Here is a 19,117-nt window from a genome sequence, read left to right as displayed (position 1 = left end):
GATGGTACTGCAGGGGGGACCCTGTGGGAGAGTAGGACACCGCCGAACAATCATTGTGGGAAAGCCCCGCACCGTCATGGTGCGGGGCTTTTCTGCGTTTACGGGCCTTTTCTCCGGTCGATTCCTTGCTCAGGATCCCGGTGAGAGATCGGCGAGGTTCAGAGGCGGCCGGCCGCCTTCAAGGCGAGGTACGCGTCCGCCAGGGCCGGGGCCAGGGTCTCCGGGGTGGCGTCGACGACCGTGACGCCGTGGCGCCGGAGCTGATCTGCGGTACGGGTGCGCTGGGACTGCGTCCGGGTGGCTGCGGCGGCCTCGTACACGCCGTCGAGCGTGCCGCGGTTCGCGGCCATGCGGGCGACGTGCGGATCGGCCACGGAGGCCACGAGGAGCGTGTGGCGCCGGGTGAGCCGCGGCAGGACGGGGAGGAGGCCCTCCTCGATGGGAGCGGCGTCCAGGCCGGTCAGCAGGACGATCAGGGAGCGGCGGGGAGCGCGGGAGAGCGCGGTCGCGGCCAGGCCGTGGGTGTCGGTCTCCACGAGTTCCGGTTCGAGTGGGGCCAGGGCGTCGACGACGGCGGGCAGGACGTCGCCCGCGGAGCGGCCCTGGACCTGGGCGCGGAGGCGGCGGTCGTAGGCGAGGAGGTCCACGCGGTCGCCGGCGCGGGAGGCGAGCGCGGTCAGGAGGAGGGCCGCGTCCATGGAGGCGTCCAGGCGCGGGACGTCGCCGACGCGGCCGGCCGAGGTGCGGCCGGTGTCCAGGACGATCAGGACGTGGCGGTCGCGCTCGGGGCGCCAGGTGCGGACGGCGACCGCGGTCTGCCGGGCCGTAGCGCGCCAGTCGATCGAGCGGGTGTCGTCCCCGGGCACGTACTCGCGGAGGCTGTCGAACTCGGTGCCCTCGCCGCGGGTCAGCACGCTGGTGCGGCCGTCGAGTTCACGGAGCCGGGCCAGACGGGACGGCAGGTGCTTGCGGCTGGTGAACGGGGGCAGGACGCGGACGGTCCAGGGCACCTCGTGGCCGCCCTGGCGGGCCGCGAGACCGAGGGGGCCGTACGAGCGGACCGTGATCCGTTCGGCGCGGCGGTCGCCCCGGCGGGTCGGGCGCAGGGTCGTGGTGAGGCGGCGGCGCTCGCCGGCGGGGACGGTGAGGCGTTGGCGCGAGGAGGCCTGTTCGGTGCCGGGGAGCCAGCTGCTGGGCGGCCAGGCGTCCCTGAGCTGGGCGCGGAGGGGGCGGCGGGACGGGTTGGTGACCGTGAGCCGGACTTCTGCCGCGTCACCGAGTCGAACGGATGTGTCACCGCTTCGGGTGAATTGGAGCGTTCGTACTGGCGCGGCCAGGGCGTAATCGCACAGTATTGCGAGTGAGAGGGGCGCGTTCACCGCGAGCATCCCCGTCCAGCTGGGGGCGAGGATGCCGACGGGGAGCGATCCGAGGGCCGCGAGCAGCGCGGTTCGTCCGGTGAGGGCCATGGGGCGCCGTTCTCAGCGGGGGACGGGGACGTGGGCGAGGATCGAGTGGATGACGGAGTCCGGGGTGACTCCCTCCATCTCGGCTTCGGGCCGCAGGTGGATGCGATGACGCAGGGTGGGGAGAGCGAGGGCCTTCACATCGTCCGGGGTGACGTAGTCCCGGCCGGTGAGCCAGGCCCAGGCGCGGGCGGTGGAGAGCAGGGCGGTGGCGCCTCGGGGAGAGACCCCGAGCGTGAGCGAGGGGGATTCACGCGTGGCACGGCAGATATCGACGACATAGCCGGCGATCTCGGCGGAGACCGAGACCTTGGTGACGGCGGCCCGGGCGGCTTCGAGTTCGGCGGGGCCCGCGACGGGGCGGACGCCGGCGGCCTTCAGGTCGCGGGGGTCGAAGCCCTCGGCGTGACGGGTGAGGACCTGGATCTCGTCCGCGCGTGAGGGCAGAGGAACCGTCAGCTTCAGCAGGAACCGGTCCAGTTGGGCCTCGGGGAGGGGGTAGGTGCCCTCGTACTCGACGGGGTTCTGGGTCGCCGCGACCAGGAACGGCTCGGGCAGCGGGCGCGGGGTTCCGTCGACCGTGACCTGGTGTTCCTCCATGGCCTCCAGGAGGGACGACTGGGTCTTCGGGGGCGTCCGGTTGATCTCGTCGGCGAGCAGCAGGTGGGTGAAGACCGGGCCCGGCTGGAAGGAGAACTCGGCGGTGCGGGCGTCGTAGACCAGGGAGCCGGTGACGTCGCTCGGCATCAGGTCGGGGGTGAACTGGACGCGCTTGGTGTCCAGTTCGAGCGCGGCGGCGAGCGAGCGGACCAGCAGGGTCTTGGCGACCCCGGGGACGCCTTCGAGGAGGACGTGCCCCCGGCACAGCAGGGCGACGACGAGACCGGTGACGGCGGGGTCCTGGCCGACCACGGCCTTCGCGATCTCGGCGCGCAGGGCTTCCAGGGAGGCGCGGGCGCCGTCCGAGTTCGCAGCCGTCTCGGGGGTCGGGGCGCTCATGAGGTGCGTACCTCTCTTTCGAGGGCGTCGAGTTGGTCCGCCAGGCGGATGAGGGTGGAGTCGTCGGCGGGGGCCGGGCCGAAGAGGAGGTCCTTGGAGTCCGCGGTGGTCCCGGGGAGACGGGCGGAGAGCGCGGGGAGGAGGAGTGCGGGGGAGTGGGCGTCCCGGGCGGGGACGCCCAGGAGCGGGGCGAGCCGGGTGCGGGTCGCGGTGCGCAGGACGGAGGCGGCGCGGTCGCGGGCGTTCGCCTTGCGGTAGAGGCGGGCGCGGCCCTCGGTGGTCTCGGAGGCACGGAGGGCGACGGGGAGCCGTTCGGTCACCAGGGGGCCGAGGCGGCGGGCGCGCCAGACGGCGGCGAGCAGGGCCGCGAGCGCGAGCTGGAGCGTGCCCCACAGCCAGCCGGAGGGGATGAGCGTGAGGAAGCTGCCGGTGGTGTCGTCTTCGGGCGCGTCGGCGGAGGCGTCGTACAGGGAGGGGAGGTACCAGACGAGATGGGGCCGGGAGCCGAGGAGTTGCAGGGCGAGCGAGGCGTTGCCCTGCTGGTCGAGACGGGTGTTGTGGAGGAGGTCGGGCGAGCCGAGGAGGACCGTGTCGGTGGTGCCGGTGCCGGGGAGGCGGACCAGGGTCGGCAGGCCTTTGGAGGGGTAGCAGGAGTCGGCGCTGGTGCCGGGGGCGACCTCGTAGCGCTCGCCGCCCAGGTCGACGCTGCCGGCGCGGGTGGCGGCGGGCAGGGTGCAGGCGGGGGCGAGGTTCGTGACGGTGGCGCCGGGGGCGCCGGTGACTCCCGGGGCCAGGGTGCCGAGGGAGGGGGAGCCCGCGCCCAGGAGGACCGTGCGTCCGGCGGAGTTCTCCATGGTGGAGCGGAGGGTGGACCGCTGAGCGTCCGTCAGCAGATCCGGGGTGGTGACCAGGAGGGTGGTCCCGGAGTGTGTGGCCGTCGTGGCCTCGTCGAGGGTGGTGGCGAGGGTGAGCGTGACGCCCCGCTCCTTGAGGAGCTCGGCGACCGCCCGGCTGCCGTGGGGGTCGGTGGAGCGGGGGTCGAGGGCGCCGTGGGCGCCGTCGGAGCGGACCGTGGCGAGGACGAGGCCGCCGATCAGGATCAGGGCGGCGACGAGGGCCGCGCCGCGGACCCGGGTCCAGATCTTGCGGGCGGAGGGGGCGGTCGACGTGGTGCCGGACGCCGGGGTGCCGGTGGGCGCGCCGCTCATGCGGGCGTCCCCGGGGAAGTGGTGTCGAGGGTGGGGCGGGTCCGCTCCAGGGCGGTGTCCAGCTCCTCGACGCGGCGGTACGCGGGCTCGTCGGCGGTGCGGCCGCCGTACGTGACGTCGTCGAAGGCGCGGGCCGCGAGGCGCAGGCCGTCCGCGTGGGAGGGGAGGGAGCGGCCCGCCTCGGCGGCCGCCTCGTCCGCCGTGCGGCCGGGCCGGGGGTCGAGCAGGGCGCGCTCTTCGAGGGAGCGGACGACGGCCCGCATCCGTTCCTGGACGGCCTCGTTCCAGCGGCCGGCGGAGGCGTGGCGGGCGGCGGCCGCCCGGTGGTCCCGGGCGGAACGGGGGCCGTCCGCGAAGAGGGAGTCGCCCGTGGCGGCGGGCGTCCGGCGGGGGGTGCCGAGGCGCCACCAGAGGGCGGCGGCGAGCGCGACCACCGCCAGGGCGATGACGACGAGGCCGAGCACTCCGCCCGGGGCGGCCTCGGACGCGGAGCCGAAGAGGGCGTCGAGCCACTCCCAGAAGCGGTTCAGGCCGCGCTGGAGGAGGCTCGGATCGTTCTCGTGGTACATCGGCCGGGACAGCTCCCGCTCCGCCGCCTCGCGGGCGGGGACACGGGAGACGTCCACCGGTACGTCGCCGTCGGCGCGCAGGCGCGCCAGTGGCGTGACCGTGCCCCCCGCGCCCGTCACGGCATCAGCCTCCGACGGTCTTGTCGCCGGGTGCGGGTGCGGGTGCGGGGTCGGGGTGGCCGGCGGCCCGGATCAGTTCGAGGTCCAGGGCTTCCCGGCGGATGCGCTGGTCCACGTAGAGGAGGACCGTCACCCCGGCGGAGACGGGGTAGGCGATCGCGCTGGTGATCACACCGCCGATGCCCGTGACGATCAGGAACGGCCAGCCGAAGGACTCGGCGGAGCCGGAGGACAGGGCGGAGAAGGCCTCGCCGTCGACCACGAAGCCGATGGCGATGAAGGGGATCGAGATGATCAACGTGAACACGCTGGTCAGCAGTTGTGTGAGCAGGGTGATGCCGAAGATCCGCCACCACGAGCCCCGGACCAGCTTCGCCGAGCGCTTCAGGGACTGGACCACGCCTCCGCGCTCCAGTATCAGGGCGGGGGAGGCGAGGCTGAAGCGGACCATCAGCCAGACGTTGACCACCAGGGCGCCGAGACCGCCTGTGACGGCCAGGACCGCGCCCGGGGCGCCGCCGATCACGAGTCCGGGAAGCAGGCCGACGAGCATGATGCCGGCGCCCGTCACCGCGAGCAGCAGGGTCAGACCGAGCAGCTGGAGCAGGCGCGGGCGGGCTTCCCGCCAGGCGGTCCCCGCCGAGATCGGGCGGCCGAGGATCGCGCGGCCGGCCACGACGGCCAGCAGGGCGCTGCTGATCATCAACACCACCAGGGACACGACCGTGTCCGGGCCCAGGCCGATCAGGGAGGACCGGGCCGACGCGAGGAGCTGCTCCAGCTCTTCGGCGGGGGTGGCGTCCGGGTTGAGCGGCGGGGCCGCCGGGACGAGATAGCGCTGGACCAGGGTGTGGGTGACCTGGGCGAGCAACGCGAGCACGGCCGTGACGGGCAGGAGCGTGCGCCAGTAGGAGCGGAGGGTCTTCACCGAGCTGTCGAGGATCTCGCCCAGGCCCAGCGGGCGCAGCGGGATCACACCGGGCTTCGCGGCCGGCGGCCCGCCCCACTGGACGCCGGGGGGCGGGGCTCCCTGGTTCCGGCCGGGGCCGGGGGGCGGCGTCTGGCCGGTGGGCGGGGACCACCGGCCGGCGGGCGGCTGGTCCTTGGACCACTGGGAGGTGGAGCCGTTCACGTCGGCCGGGCCGGCGGGCCGGGGAACGCCGGAGCCGTCCTGGCCGCCGGAAGGGGCGGATCCGGGCGAGGTCCAGCCCGGAGTGTCGTTCACGGTCGTCCACCTCGTGGGAATGGTCGCGGTGCCGGATCGGCGAACCGGCGCGGTCACGGCGGCCGACACCTGAACACGGCGGCGGGCCGGGTGCCATCGTGCCACGTGGGTCCCACCCGTGGGCGGGAGCGGCCTCGTCCTTCGTAGCATCGTCCGGACCTTCATTGTGCGGACGACAGACGGCACACTGTGCGGATGCCCGATCCGGCCGCGCGAACCGTGCGGCGGCGGGCCGAGCGGGTCGTTCTCCACAAGATCACGACCCTGACAGGGGAAGACGCTGTGGGACAGGTCACGGCAGGTAACGATTGGCTAATGGGATGATGTCGATATGAAGGGACGCGTTCTCGTCGTCGACGACGACACCGCACTGGCCGAGATGCTCGGCATCGTGCTGCGGGGTGAAGGGTTCGAGCCGTCGTTCGTCGCGGACGGTGACAAGGCGCTTGCCGCTTTCAGGGAGGCGAAGCCCGATCTGGTGCTGCTGGACCTGATGCTGCCCGGCAGGGACGGCATCGAGGTGTGCCGGCTCATCCGGGCCGAGTCGGGAGTGCCGATCGTCATGCTCACGGCCAAGAGCGACACGGTCGACGTGGTCGTGGGTCTGGAGTCCGGCGCCGACGACTACATCGTGAAGCCGTTCAAGCCGAAGGAGCTCGTCGCCCGCATCCGGGCGCGGCTGCGGAGGTCCGAGGAGCCGGCTCCGGAGCAGCTCACCATCGGTGACCTGGTCATCGACGTGGCCGGGCACTCCGTGAAGCGGGACGGGCAGTCCATCGCCCTGACCCCGCTGGAGTTCGACCTCCTCGTCGCGCTCGCGCGCAAGCCGTGGCAGGTCTTCACCCGTGAGGTCCTGCTGGAGCAGGTGTGGGGCTACCGGCACGCGGCCGACACCCGGCTGGTGAACGTGCACGTCCAGCGGCTGCGCTCGAAGGTCGAGAAGGACCCCGAGCGCCCGGAGATCGTGGTGACCGTCCGTGGCGTCGGTTACAAGGCGGGACCGAGCTGACATGAGCAAGGGCAGTACTGCTCCGAAGCCCGGGGACCCGGGAAGCCGTACGGGGCGGGCTGCCGGACCGGGGCGGGGGGGCTCGCGTTCCGGCCGCCCGCCGCTCGGTGGACGGCTCCTCCAGGACGGTTCGCGGGGAGGGCCGGTCTTCCGGCTCGTCGCGCGCTGGGTCCGCCGTCCGCTGCTGCCCGCCGTGCGCCTGTGGCGGCGGAACATCCAGCTGCGGATCGTCGCGGGCACCCTGCTGATGTCCCTCGGGGTCGTGCTGCTGCTCGGCATCGTCGTCATCGGACAGGTCCGCAACGGTCTGCTCGACGCCAAGGAGAGGGCCGCCCAGGGCCAGGCCGCCGGCGGGTTCTCCGCCGCCCAGGACCGGGCGGCGACCACCCCCTCGACGCCCGGGCAGCCGGACGGCGGGCGGGACGGCGCCTCCGTGAACTGGCGCTCCACCCTGGTCGAGCAGCTCGCCAGCGGTGGTCAGAGCGCCTTCAACGTGGTCGCGCTCTCCCTCGACACCGGTGACACCGCGAGCCGTGGCGTCCGCGCCTCCGGCGAGGTCGACCCGGCGACGAGCATCCCCCGCGAACTGCGGCACTCGGTGGCGCAGAGCACGGAGACCTTGCAGAAGTTCACGCGGATCCACTACACCAGCAGCAAGGCGTCCGAGCCCGGCCTGGTGATCGGCAAGCGGCTGAACGACGCCGAGGGCACCCAGTACGAGCTGTACTACCTCTTCCCGCTGACCCAGGAGGAGGACTCCCTCGCCCTGGTCAAGGGCACCCTGGCGACCGCCGGGCTCTTCGTCGTCGTGCTGCTCGGGGCCATCGCCTGGCTCATGGTGCGCCAGGTCGTCACACCCGTGCGGATGGCCGCCGGGATCGCCGAGCGGCTCTCGGCCGGGCGCCTCCAGGAACGGATGAAGGTCACCGGCGAGGACGACATCGCGCGGCTCGGCGAGGCCTTCAACAAGATGGCCCAGAACCTCCAGCTCAAGATCCAGCAGCTGGAGGAGCTGTCGCGGATGCAGCGGCGGTTCGTCTCGGACGTCTCGCACGAGCTGCGCACCCCGCTGACCACGGTCCGGATGGCGGCCGACGTCATCCACGAGGCCCGCGTCGACTTCGACCCCGTCACCGCCCGCTCCGCCGAACTCCTCGGCGACCAGCTCGACCGCTTCGAGTCGCTGCTCTCCGACCTCCTGGAGATCAGCCGCTTCGACGCGGGCGCGGCCGCCCTGGAGGCAGAGCCGATAGACCTGCGGCAGGTCGTGCGCCGGGTCATAGGAGGCGCCGAGCCCCTCGCCGAGCGCAAGAACACCCGGATCGTGGTCGTCGGCGACCAGCAGCCCATGGTGGCCGAGGCGGACGCCCGCCGTGTCGAGCGGGTGCTGCGCAACCTCGTCGTGAACGCCGTCGAGCACGGTGAGGGCCGGGACGTGGTGGTGAAGCTGGCCGCCGCGGGCGGCGCCGTCGCCGTCGCCGTCCGCGACTACGGCGTCGGGCTGAAGCCGGGCGAGGCGACCCGGGTGTTCAACCGCTTCTGGCGGGCCGATCCGGCCCGTGCCCGGACCACCGGCGGCACCGGCCTCGGCCTGTCGATCGCCGTCGAGGACGCCCGGCTGCACGGCGGCTGGCTCCAGGCCTGGGGCGAGCCCGGCGGCGGTTCGCAGTTCCGGCTCACCCTGCCGCGTACGGCGGACGAGCCGCTGCGGGGCTCCCCGATACCCCTGGAGCCCGAGGACTCCCGCCGCAACCGCGAGCAGGCGGCCGCCGGCCACGCGCGGGAGAACGCCCGCCGGACGGCGGTGCCGGCGCAGTCCGGCGGGGACCGGACGGCGCTCCCCGTGTCGTCGAGGCTGCCCGGAGCGCCCCGGGCGACCGTCGACCCGACGGCGCTGCCCGGCAGCGGCGCCCGGGTGGTGGCGCGGCCGGCGACGGACGCGGACGGCCGCGGGCCGGGCGCGGCGGCCACCCGCGGCGGGAACGAGAACGGGAACGGCCGGGGGAACGACAACGCGGAGCAGGAGGGCGGGACACGTGGGCGATGACTCCCGAGCGGAGCACGCGGGGCGGGGACGGGTCGCGCGGGCGACGCTGCTGGCCGCGTGCGGCGCCCTGCTGGCGGGCGGCTGCGCGTCGATGCCCGACAGCGGGGACGTACAGCCGGTGAAGGGCTCCAACACGGGGGACTCGCAGGTCCGGGTCTACGCCGTCGCCCCCCGCGAGAACGCCGACCCGCGCGAGATCGTCGACGGCTTCCTGGAGGCCATGACCAGTGACGACCCCGGGTTCGCCACCGCCCGCAAGTACCTGACGAAGAAGGCCGCGGGCACCTGGAAGCCCGAGCAGAGCATCACCGTGCTCGCCACCGCGCCCGACCGCAAACAGGCCGACCGCAACGCCGACCCCGACAAGGAGGGCCGGGTCTACCCGCTCGCCGGTCGCAAGATCGCGACGGTGGACGCCCGCCACGCCTACCAGCCGATCAGCCCCGCCGACTACCTGTGGTCGATCCAGGTCGTGCAGCAGCCGACGGGCAACGGCAAGGGCAAGGAGTGGCGCATCGACAGCCTTCCGCCCGGCCTGGTCCTCGGCGAAGCGGACTTCCTCCGCAACTACCGTTCGGTCAACAAGTACTACTTCGCCTCCGGGGAGGACTGGGTCGTCGCCGATCCCGTCTACATCCGGCAGCGACAGGATCCGGTCACCCGGATGGATCCGGTGACCCAGACCGTCAAGGCGCTGCTCGACGGCCCGACGAACTGGCTGAAGCAGGCCGTCGACTCCAGCTTCCCCTCGCGTACGAGGCTGAAGGCCGGGGTCACCACCCTGGCGACGGACGACCAGTCCACGCTGAAGGTGCCGCTCGTCTTCAAGGGGAACCGGGCCGACGGGGTGGCGTGCCGGCGGATGGCGACGCAGCTGCTGTTCACGCTGCGCGACCTGCCGTCCGTACGGGTCGAACAGGTGGAGCTCCTGGACGAGCAGGGCTCGCTGTGCCGGCTCGGCAAGGCGCAGGCGGCCGAGTTCGCGCCGGTCCGGGAGACCGACCTCGGCGAGAAGCCGTACTTCGTCGACGAGCACGGCAAGCTGAAGAAGCTGATGGTCGCGGGCAAGGAGACGGCCGCGCCGGTCGACGTGCCGGGTCCGCTCGGCAAGGGTGCGGTGGAGCTCGGTTCGATCGCCGTCGACCGGGGCGAGACCCGGGCGGCCGCGGTCGACGAGAGCGGCCGGCGGCTGCTCGTCTCCTCGATCACCACGGAGCAGCCCGCCCAGCCCGCGGTCCTGGAGAGCAAGGGCGTCCGGCCGGAGGACCGGCTGTCCGCGCCCAGTTGGGGCGGCCGGGGCGACCTGTGGGTCGCCGACCGCGATCCGGCCAAGCGCCGGCTGTGGATGGTGCCGGGCGGCACCGGACAGCCCGTCGAGGTTCGCACGCCGTGGCTGGAGGACGGCCGGATCGAGTCGCTGCGGGTCTCCGCCGACGGCGTCCGGATCGCCCTGGTGGTCAGGCGGGGCGAGCGCACCACCCTCCAGATCGGCCGGATCGAGCGGCAGACGACGGACGAGGAGACCACCGTCTCGGTGGTGGACCTCCAGCCCGCCGCCCCCCGGCTGGAGTCGGTCACGGCCGTCTCCTGGGCCGGGCCGAGCCGGCTCGTCGTGGTCGGCAGGGAGGCGGGGGGCGTGCAGCAGATCCGCTACCTCCAGACGGACGGCTCGACCTCCACGACCTCGGTGCTCCCCGGTCTGAACGGGGTGAGTTCGGTGTCCGCGCCGCACACGGAGTCGGTGGACACGCCCATGGTGGCCGACTCCGAGGACGGCATCGTCCGGCTGCCGCCGGGGACGAACTGGCAGCCGGTGGTGAAGGCCGGGGATTCGCCGGTCTACCCCGGCTAGGACCTGTCCGGCGGATCGGGGCGCGGCCGGGACCCTCCCGGCCGCGCCCCGATCCGTGCGCACCCGATCCGTGCGCACCCGATCCGTGCGCACCCGATCCGTGCGCACCCGGCCCGTGCGCCGGCCTGTGCACCAGAAGACCCGCCCTCCAGAGGCCTGCCCACCAGCGGCCCGCGCACCGGTCCGCGCGGGGCGTACCTGACGTACTCCGGGGGCTCGTGGGGGGTTTTCCACAGGGGTGGCCGGGGGGCGCCGGAAGGCGCACAGTTGAGCCATGCGGGGGTGGTGGCGCGAGATCGCCGGGCTGGTGCTGCCGGTCGCCTGCGGAGGCTGCGGCAGACCGCGGGACGAGCTGTGTCCGGAGTGCGCGGAGGCGCTCACCGGGGCGGGGCCGCGCCGGGTGCGGCCGGACCCCGAGCCCGCCGGGCTGCCCGTGGTCCACGCGGCCGCGCCCTACGCCGACGCCGTACGGGAGGTGCTCCTCGCCCACAAGGAGCGCGGGGCGCTCGCCCTCGCCGGGCCCCTGGGCGGCGCCCTGGCCGGGGCCGTGGAGGCCGCCGCCGGGGCCGTGGCGGGGTCCGGGGGCGGCCCGCTGCTCCTCGTACCGGTGCCGTCCTCGCGGCGCTCCGTACGGGCGCGCGGTCACGATCCGACGCGGCGGATCGCCCTGGCCGCGGCCGCCCGGCTGCGCCGAGCGGGGCGGGACGCCCGGGTGGCGCCCGTGCTGCGGCAGCGGCGGTACGTGGCGGACCAGGCCGGACTGGGGGCGCGCGGGCGCCTCGCGAACCTCTCCGGGGCCCTTGAGGTCGTGCCCGGCGGCGCGGGGCTCCTCGCGGCGGGAACGGTGGTGCTCGTGGACGACCTGATGACCACCGGCGCCTCGCTGGCGGAGGCGGCTCGCGCCCTCGAAGCCGTACAGCTTTCGTTCATTTCTGAAATACCGCACGGTTTACCGGCCGGTTCCGCGCAGCACGGATTCGAACAGCGGGCAGCGGCTGTGATCGCATCATCTCCCGCTTCGTTCGAAATAAACCGGAACTCGTCGAGATCTTGGATCGTTGCAGGTGGTGAGAGGTGAAAACGCTCGAACGGAGGTATGTCGCGGCAGCGGGTGCCGACACCCGTCCGAAGGGGCTATGTTCGGTTGTGAGGAATGGTGAAAGCCATCGCCTCACCGAATACATGGTTGCGCCTCTGGACAGGAGTTCAGGGCGAATTAACCTCCTGCCGAAGGGGTGGGGATCTTCCCGACCGGGGAGGAGGAGGTGAAAGTCGCCGAGTCCGAGCTCCGGTAATCCACCGGAGTCTGGTGCAAAGGGAGATGCCCGGCGGCCGAGGAGCCGATCCGGGCGATCCGGGAACGGAGTTCTGCGTGGACATCGTCGTCAAGGGCCGCAAGACCGAGGTGCCCGAGCGGTTCCGCAAGCACGTGGCCGAGAAGCTGAAGCTGGAGAAGATCCAGAAGCTCGACGGCAAGGTGATCAGCCTCGACGTCGAGGTGTCCAAGGAGCACAACCCGCGGCAGGCCGACCGGTCCGACCGCGTGGAGATCACCCTTCACTCCCGCGGCCCGGTGATCCGGGCGGAGGCTGCGGCAGGCGACCCGTACGCAGCGCTCGACCTCGCCAGCGACAAGCTCGAGGCGCGACTGCGCAAGCAGCACGACAAGCGGTACACCCGCCGCGGCAACGGCCGGCTGTCGGCCGCCGAGGTCGGTGACGTCGTGCCCGGCGTCGCCCAGTTCGACGGGGACGGCCAACTCGTGGTCGACGAGACCGACGAGGTGCCCACCAAGATGGTGGGCTCGATCGAAGTCCAGGGCGACGGCCCGCTGGTGGTCCGCGAGAAGACCCACAAGGCCGCACCGATGACGCTCGACCAGGCGCTCTACGAGATGGAGCTGGTCGGGCACGACTTCTACCTCTTCGTCGACTCCGACACCAAGCAGCCGAGCGTCGTCTACCGGCGACACGCGTACGACTACGGCGTCATCCATCTGGAGAGCGACCCGCTCGCCGAGAGCGACCCGCTCGCCGACGGCGGCGCGGGCGGTGCGCTCGGCGGCTGACCGCCGGCCCGTACCATCCACACCTCACGGTGCCCCTGGAGCGCGTGGTGCGCCCCCAGGGGCACCCCCGTGCGCCCCCATGGATCGACCCGCAGCGGCCGGGGCATGAAATCATGGCGTGCACGCCAACCGGTGCTTCCTGGGCACGGGTTGGGGGACCGGAAACGAATTCAGGCCACGGCCTTCAGGGGGAGGAACGATGGCGGACAGCTTCGGGCCGGTGCTCAGCGGGCACGAGCACGGTGGGTCGGTCCCGGAGGGATCGGATTCGGACAGCGGTGCGTTCCGCAAGGAGCCGATCCGGGTCCTCGTCGTGGACGACCACGCCCTTTTCCGGCGCGGTCTGGAGATCGTCCTCTTTCACGAAGAGGACATCCAGGTCGTCGGAGAGGCCGGTGACGGGGCCGAGGCCGTCGAGAAGGCGGCCGATCTGCTGCCCGACATTGTCCTGATGGACGTGCGGATGCCCCGGCGCGGCGGCATCGAGGCGTGCACCACCATCAAGGAGGTCGCCCCCAGCGCGAAGATCATCATGCTGACGATCAGCGACGAGGAGGCCGACCTCTACGAGGCGATCAAGGCGGGCGCCACCGGGTACCTGCTCAAGGAGATCTCCACCGACGAGGTCGCGACGGCGATCCGCGCGGTCGCGGACGGGCAGTCGCAGATCAGCCCCTCCATGGCGTCCAAGCTCCTCACCGAGTTCAAGTCGATGATCCAGCGGACCGACGAGCGCAGGCTCGTGCCCGCGCCCCGGCTGACCGACCGCGAGCTGGAGGTCCTCAAGCTCGTCGCGACCGGGATGAACAACCGGGACATCGCCAAGGAGTTGTTCATCTCCGAGAACACCGTGAAGAACCACGTCCGCAACATCCTGGAGAAGCTTCAGCTGCACTCCAGGATGGAGGCCGTGGTCTACGCGATGCGGGAGAAGATCCTGGAGATCCGCTGAGGGCCCCGGTCCGCCGAGGCCCTCCGGCCCGCCGGGAGCCGCCGGTCCGTCGAGGGCTCCAGGTCTGTGACCTCCTCAGCCCAGTTCCCGGATCAGCTCCGGGGCCAGGAGCGGGAGGTTCACGCGGTCCGGGACGACCGTCACCGTGTCGCAGCCGACCCACTCGGCCGCCTCGCGCAGGGCCCGGGCCACCGCCGGGACCGCCTTGGGGCCGTCGAGGGTCACCTGGCGGGCCACGAGCGTCCGGCCCTCGCGCGCCGGGTCCACCCGGCCGACCAGGCGGCCGCCGGAGAGCACCGGCATCGCGAAGTAGCCGTGGATCCGCTTCTGCTTCGGCACGTACGCCTCCAGGCGGTGCGTGAAGCCGAAGATCCGCTCCGTGCGGGCCCGCTCCCAGATCAGCGAGTCGAACGGCGAGAGCAGCGTCGTGCGGTGCCGGCCGCGCGGCTCGGTCGCCAGGGCCGCCGGGTCCGCCCAGGCGGGCTTCCCCCAGCCCGCCACCGTCACCGGCACCAGCCCCGACGCCTCGACCGCCGCGTCGAACTGCTCGCCCTTGAGCCGGTGGTAGTCGGCGATGTCCGCGCGCGTGCCCACGCCGAGGGCCTCGCCCGCCTGCCGCACCAGGCGCCGCACGCACTCGGTGTCGTCCAGGTCGTCGTGGAGCAGCGCCTCGGGGATCGCCCGCTCGGCCAGGTCGTAGACCCGCTTCCAGCCGCGCCGCTCGACCACCACGACCTCGCCGTGCATCAGCGCCCGCTCCACGGCGATCTTGGAGTCGGACCAGTCCCACCACTCGCCCTTGTTCTTCGCGCCGCCCAGCTCGGTCGCCGTGCGCGGGCCCTCGTCCCGCAGCTGGGAGATCACCTTGTCGTACGCCCCGGGCGACAGCTCGTGGCCCCAGTGCGGGCGGCCGCGGTAGGCGCGCCGGCGGAAGGCGAAGAGCGGCCACTCCTCGACGGGCAGCACGCAGGCGGCGTGCGACCAGTACTCGAAGGCGTGCGTCCCGGTCCAGTACGCGTCCTCGACCGTCGTGCGGCCCACGGCGCCCAGGCGCGCGTACGGGATCAGCTCGTGCGAGCGGGCCAGGACCGAGATGGTGTCCAGCTGGACCTGGCCGAGGCTCCGCAGCACTCCGCGCACACCGGCGCGGCGGTCGGGCGCACCCAGGAAGCCCTGGGCGCGCAGCGCGATCCTGCGGGCGTCGTCGGCGGACAGTTCGGCGGCGGGGCGCGGCACAGTCGTCATGCACCGCACCCTAGGCCCCGGCACCGACAGTCGGAGCAAGATCGCGTCAGGCCGCCGGGAGATCGCGGGCGGGGAGGTACGGCAGGGGGCTCGGCAGCCCGAAGTCGGACGGGAGCAGGGCGCCGACCCAGGCGTCCCGGAGCGTGCCCTTGTTGGGCAGGGCGGCGCGCTGGACGCCCTCCACGACGAAGCCGACCCGCTCGGCCACCGCGCGCGAGCCGGTGTTGCCCACCTCGGCGCGCCACACCAGGCGGGTGCAGCCCAGGCCGGTGAAGGCCCAGTGGGCCAGGGCGCGGACGATCTCGGTCATGTAGCCGTGGCCGCGGTGGTCCGGGGCCAGCCAGTAGCCGACCTCCCAGGTGCCCGGGCCCTGGTCCCTCAGGGAGGCCGCGGCGAGCAGCGGGCCCCCGGCCAGCGGCTCGGCGACGAAGGCGTACTCGGTGTCCTCGCGCCAGCCGTCGGGCACCAGGCGGTTCAGGAAGAACTCGGCGTCCTGCCGGGTGTAGGGGTCGGGGACGGTGGTCCAGCGGCGGATGCCGGGGTCCTGGCAGATCGCGTACACGGCCTCGGCGTCGCCGGGGACGGGGTTGCGCAGCCGCAGTCGGTCGGTGGTGAGGGTGATCGGCTCCATGCGGGGATTGTGGTGACCGGCCGGGGCCGAAGCGAACACTTTTCGGGTGGGACGGCACCTTCCGCCCGCCTCGTGCGTTCTCATTCCGGGCGGGCGTACGGCTCCGGCACTGCGGGCCTCCCTGTGCGGGGGCGGTCTCGCTTACGATGGCCGTTGCGGTGGGGACCACCTGCCGTGCCCGCGCTCGTGTCCATGACAAGACCTAGTGCCAGGCCCGACCGGCAAGGAGACCAGCCTCAGTGTCCGTCTTCAACAAGCTCATGCGTGCAGGCGAAGGCAAGATCCTGCGCAAACTGCACCGCATCGCGGACCAGGTCAACTCCATCGAAGAGGACTTCGTCAACCTCTCCGACGCCGAGTTGCGGGCGCTCACCGACGAGTACAAGCAGCGGTACGCCGACGGTGAGAGCCTCGACGACCTGATGCCCGAGGCCTTCGCGACGGTGCGCGAGGCCGCCAAGCGCGTCCTCGGCCAGCGTCACTACGACGTCCAGCTGATGGGCGGCGCCGCCCTCCACCTCGGCTACGTCGCCGAGATGAAGACCGGTGAGGGCAAGACCCTCGTCGGCACCCTCCCGGCGTACCTCAACGCGCTCTCCGGCAAGGGCGTGCACCTGATCACGGTCAACGACTACCTGGCCGAGCGCGACTCCGAGCTCATGGGCCGGGTCCACCGCTTCCTGGGTCTGTCCATCGGCTGCATCCTCGCCAACATGACCCCGGCCCAGCGCCGTGAGCAGTACAACTGCGACATCACCTACGGCACGAACAACGAGTTCGGCTTCGACTACCTCCGCGACAACATGGCGTGGTCCAAGGACGAGCTCGTCCAGCGCGGCCACAACTTCGCCTGTGTCGACGAGGTCGACTCCATCCTCGTCGACGAGGCCCGTACGCCGCTGATCATCTCCGGCCCCGCCGACCAGGCGACCAAGTGGTACGGCGACTTCGCCAAGCTGGTCACCCGCCTCTCCAAGGGCGAGCCCGGCAACCAGCTCAAGGGCATCGAGGAGACCGGCGACTACGAGGTCGACGAGAAGAAGCGCACCGTCGCCATCCACGAGGCGGGCGTCGCCAAGGTCGAGGACTGGCTGGGCATCGACAACCTCTACGAGTCGGTGAACACCCCGCTCGTCGGTTACCTGAACAACGCCATCAAGGCGAAGGAACTGTTCAAGAAGGACAAGGACTACGTCGTCATCGACGGCGAGGTCATGATCGTCGACGAGCACACCGGCCGCATCCTCGCCGGCCGCCGCTACAACGAGGGCATGCACCAGGCGATCGAGGCGAAGGAGGGGGTGCAGATCAAGGACGAGAACCAGACGCTCGCCACGATCACCCTCCAGAACTTCTTCCTCCTGTACGACAAGCTGTCCGGCATGACCGGTACGGCCATGACCGAGGCCGCCGAGTTCCACCAGATCTACAAGCTCGGCGTCGTCCCGATCCCCACGAACAGGCCGATGATCCGCAAGGACCAGTCGGACCTGATCTACCGGACCGAGGTCGCGAAGTTCGCCGCCGTCGTCGACGACATCGCGGAGAAGCACGAGAAGGGCCAGCCGATCCTGGTCGGCACGACCTCCGTCGAGAAGTCCGAGTACCTCTCGCAGCAGCTCTCCAAGCGCGGCGTGCAGCACGAGGTCCTCAACGCCAAGCACCACGACCGCGAGGCGAGCATCGTCGCGCAGGCCGGCCGCCGCGGCGCCGTCACCGTCGCCACGAACATGGCCGGCCGCGGTACGGACATCAAGCTCGGCGGCAACCCGGACGACCTCGCCGAGGCCGAGCTGCGCCAGGCGGGCCTGGACCCGGTCGACCACGTCGAGGAGTGGGCCGCGGCCCTCCCCGCCGCCCTGGAGCGCGCCGCGAAGGCCGTGAAGGCGGAGTTCGAGGAGGTCAAGGAGCTCGGCGGCCTCTACGTGCTCGGCACCGAGCGTCACGAGTCCCGTCGCATCGACAACCAGCTCCGCGGCCGTTCCGGCCGTCAGGGCGACCCGGGCGAGTCCCGCTTCTACCTCTCGCTCGGCGACGACCTGATGCGCCTGTTCAAGGCGCAGATGGTCGAGCGCGTGATGGCCATGGCCAACGTGCCGGACGACGTGCCGATCGAGAACAAGATGGTCACCCGGGCGATCGCCTCCGCCCAGTCGCAGGTCGAGACCCAGAACTTCGAGACCCGCAAGAACGTCCTGAAGTACGACGACGTGCTCAACCGGCAGCGCCAGGTCATCTACGGCGAGCGCCGGCGCGTCCTGGAGGGCGAGGACCTGCGCGAGCAGATCCAGCACTTCATGGACGACACGATCGACGACTACATCCGCCAGGAGACCGCCGAGGGCTTCGCGGAGGAGTGGGACCTCGACCGCCTGTGGAACGCCTTCAAGCAGCTCTACCCGGTGAAGGTCACCGTGGAGGACCTGGAGGACGCGGCCGGGGACCGGGCGGGCATCACCGCCGAGTTCATCGCCGAGTCCATCAAGGACGACATCCACGAGCAGTACGACGCGCGTGAGAAGCAGCTCGGCTCGGAGATCATGCGCGAGCTGGAGCGGCGCGTGGTCCTGTCCGTCCTGGACCGCAAGTGGCGCGAGCACCTCTACGAGATGGACTACCTCCAGGAGGGCATCGGCCTGCGCGCCATGGCGCAGAAGGACCCGCTGGTCGAGTACCAGCGCGAGGGCTTCGACATGTTCACCGCCATGATGGAGGGCATCAAGGAGGAGTCCGTCGGCTACCTGTTCAACCTGGAGGTCCAGGTCGAGCAGCAGGTCGAGGAGGTCCCGGTGCAGGCGTCCTCCCCCTCGCTCGACAAGGGCGACGCGGTGCCGGCCGGTGCCGGGCGTCCGGAGATCCGCGCCAAGGGGCTCGACGCCCCGCAGCGGCCGGACCGGCTGCACTTCTCCGCGCCGACCGTGGACGGCGACGGCGGTGTCGTCGAGGGCGACTTCGCCTCCGGCGACACGGACTCCGGCGACGGGCTGACCCGCGCGGAGCGGCGCAAGGCGCAGAAGAACGCGGGCGGCGGGCGTCGCCGCAAGAAGTGACGCGCCGGGCCTTCGGCGCGGGAGGGGCCGTCCACCCGGTGGGGTGGGCGGCCCCTCCGCCGTACGCCCCCTGACCGCCCGCCGCCTGGCCGTACGGCCCCTGACCGCCCGCCGCCTCGGCCGTACGCCCCTCGGCCGTACGTCCCGCCGTCACGCGGGGCGGGCGGCGGTCGCGCCCAGGCCGTCGAGTTCCACGGCCGCGCAGCGCCAGCGCTGGTCGGCGCCGCGCTCCAGACGGAACGCCATCGCCCGGACGCGGGCGCCGGTGGCGACGGTCGCGAAGGCCTCGGCGGCGCCCTGGGCCGGGTGCGCCTGGACCGAGCAGCGGCGCAGGACCGGACGGGGGCCGAACGAGCGCAGGGGCGTCTCCGGGGCGAGCCGGACGAGCTGCTCGTACGCCTCGCCGAGGGTGTGGCCGAGCATCCAGTGCACCGGCCGCTCCCCGCTCAGGACGGCGAGCAGGCGCTCCGCGAAGACGGTGTGCGGGGGGAGCGCGCGGGGTGCGCCGCGCTCGGGCGTGCGCGGGCGGGTGCCCGCGGAGCCGCGCGGCCGGGTGCCGGCGGGCCCGCCGGGGGCCGTGCGGGGCCGCGGGGTGCGGGGGCGGCGGGTGGCGGCCGGCGCCTGGGCCGGGACCGTGGGAGCGGCGGGGGCGGCGGGGGGCCCGCCGGCCGGGGGG

Annotated in this window: 15 protein-coding genes; 7 read left to right on the top strand and 8 right to left on the bottom strand. The window is 72.7% G+C overall.

Annotated features, from left to right (window positions below; translation table 11 throughout):
• Positions 1-158: 158 nt before the first annotated feature.
• The 5 genes from ADL08_RS03555 to ADL08_RS03535 are packed head-to-tail and all read right to left on the bottom strand — an operon-like array spanning position 159 to position 5,587.
• Positions 159-1,469 (bottom strand): DUF58 domain-containing protein, encoded by a 1,311-nt coding sequence (locus ADL08_RS03555; RefSeq protein ID WP_053640552.1) that lies wholly within the window; start codon positions 1,467-1,469, stop codon positions 159-161.
• A 12-nt stretch (positions 1,470-1,481) separates the two neighbouring features.
• On the bottom strand, positions 1,482-2,465 hold the full coding sequence (locus ADL08_RS03550) for an AAA family ATPase (RefSeq protein WP_053640551.1): 984 nt from the start codon (positions 2,463-2,465) through the stop codon (positions 1,482-1,484).
• Complete coding sequence (locus ADL08_RS03545; RefSeq protein WP_053640550.1) at positions 2,462-3,673, bottom strand: DUF4350 domain-containing protein; 1,212 nt, start codon at positions 3,671-3,673, stop codon at positions 2,462-2,464. Before ADL08_RS03545 ends, ADL08_RS03550 begins: the two co-directional genes overlap by 4 nt.
• Positions 3,670-4,362, bottom strand: a complete 693-nt coding sequence (locus ADL08_RS03540) for a DUF4129 domain-containing protein (RefSeq protein WP_053640549.1) — start codon at positions 4,360-4,362, stop codon at positions 3,670-3,672. The genes ADL08_RS03545 and ADL08_RS03540 overlap by 4 nt, the downstream gene beginning before the upstream one ends.
• A gap of 4 nt (positions 4,363-4,366) precedes the next feature.
• Positions 4,367-5,587 carry a hypothetical protein gene (locus ADL08_RS03535; RefSeq protein WP_053640548.1) on the bottom strand — a complete coding sequence of 407 codons (1,221 nt, stop codon included), beginning with the start codon at positions 5,585-5,587 and terminating at the stop codon, positions 4,367-4,369.
• A 331-nt stretch (positions 5,588-5,918) separates the two neighbouring features.
• On the opposite strand from ADL08_RS03535, the gene mtrA reads away from it, so the two are divergent.
• From mtrA to ADL08_RS03505, 6 genes are all read left to right on the top strand, one after another.
• Complete coding sequence (mtrA, locus tag ADL08_RS03530; protein ID WP_010356958.1) at positions 5,919-6,596, top strand: two-component system response regulator MtrA; 678 nt, start codon at positions 5,919-5,921, stop codon at positions 6,594-6,596.
• Between the two features lies 1 nt (position 6,597).
• The gene (gene mtrB, locus ADL08_RS03525; RefSeq protein ID WP_053640547.1) at positions 6,598-8,643 is read left to right on the top strand and encodes an MtrAB system histidine kinase MtrB; all 2,046 of its coding nucleotides are present in this window, start codon (positions 6,598-6,600) and stop codon (positions 8,641-8,643) included.
• Complete coding sequence (locus ADL08_RS03520) at positions 8,633-10,495, top strand: LpqB family beta-propeller domain-containing protein (protein WP_053640546.1); 1,863 nt, start codon at positions 8,633-8,635, stop codon at positions 10,493-10,495. Before mtrB ends, ADL08_RS03520 begins: the two co-directional genes overlap by 11 nt.
• A gap of 274 nt (positions 10,496-10,769) precedes the next feature.
• On the top strand, positions 10,770-11,573 hold the full coding sequence (locus ADL08_RS03515; RefSeq protein WP_053640545.1) for a ComF family protein: 804 nt from the start codon (positions 10,770-10,772) through the stop codon (positions 11,571-11,573).
• Between the two features lie 294 nt (positions 11,574-11,867).
• Entirely contained in the window at positions 11,868-12,563 is a 696-nt protein-coding gene (gene hpf, locus ADL08_RS03510; protein ID WP_053640544.1) for a ribosome hibernation-promoting factor, HPF/YfiA family, read from the top strand.
• Positions 12,564-12,762: 199 nt separating this feature from the next.
• Positions 12,763-13,515: a response regulator gene (locus ADL08_RS03505; protein WP_053640543.1), complete on the top strand. Its 753-nt coding sequence runs from the start codon at positions 12,763-12,765 to the stop codon at positions 13,513-13,515.
• A gap of 75 nt (positions 13,516-13,590) precedes the next feature.
• Here ADL08_RS03505 and ADL08_RS03500 read toward each other — a convergent pair whose 3' ends face one another.
• Both ADL08_RS03500 and ADL08_RS03495 read right to left on the bottom strand, forming a co-directional pair.
• Positions 13,591-14,760 carry a winged helix-turn-helix domain-containing protein gene (locus ADL08_RS03500; RefSeq protein ID WP_053640542.1) on the bottom strand — a complete coding sequence of 390 codons (1,170 nt, stop codon included), beginning with the start codon at positions 14,758-14,760 and terminating at the stop codon, positions 13,591-13,593.
• Between the two features lie 46 nt (positions 14,761-14,806).
• Entirely contained in the window at positions 14,807-15,391 is a 585-nt protein-coding gene (locus tag ADL08_RS03495) for a GNAT family N-acetyltransferase (RefSeq protein WP_053640554.1), read from the bottom strand.
• Between the two features lie 239 nt (positions 15,392-15,630).
• Between ADL08_RS03495 and secA the strand changes: the two genes are divergently transcribed.
• Positions 15,631-18,441 (top strand): preprotein translocase subunit SecA, encoded by a 2,811-nt coding sequence (gene secA / locus ADL08_RS03490; RefSeq protein WP_053640541.1) that lies wholly within the window; start codon positions 15,631-15,633, stop codon positions 18,439-18,441.
• A 150-nt stretch (positions 18,442-18,591) separates the two neighbouring features.
• On the opposite strand, the gene ADL08_RS03485 is transcribed toward secA, so the two are convergent.
• A partial coding sequence (locus ADL08_RS03485; RefSeq protein ID WP_420710537.1) for an Rv3235 family protein occupies positions 18,592-19,117 on the bottom strand: 526 nt, incomplete at its 5' end.

Origin of the sequence: Streptomyces sp. NRRL F-6492, assembly GCF_001280125.1 — a bacterium.
Classification (GTDB): domain Bacteria; phylum Actinomycetota; class Actinomycetes; order Streptomycetales; family Streptomycetaceae; genus Streptomyces.
Note: the sequence above shows the minus strand (reverse complement) of the source record. Positions and strands in the feature narration are given on the sequence as shown.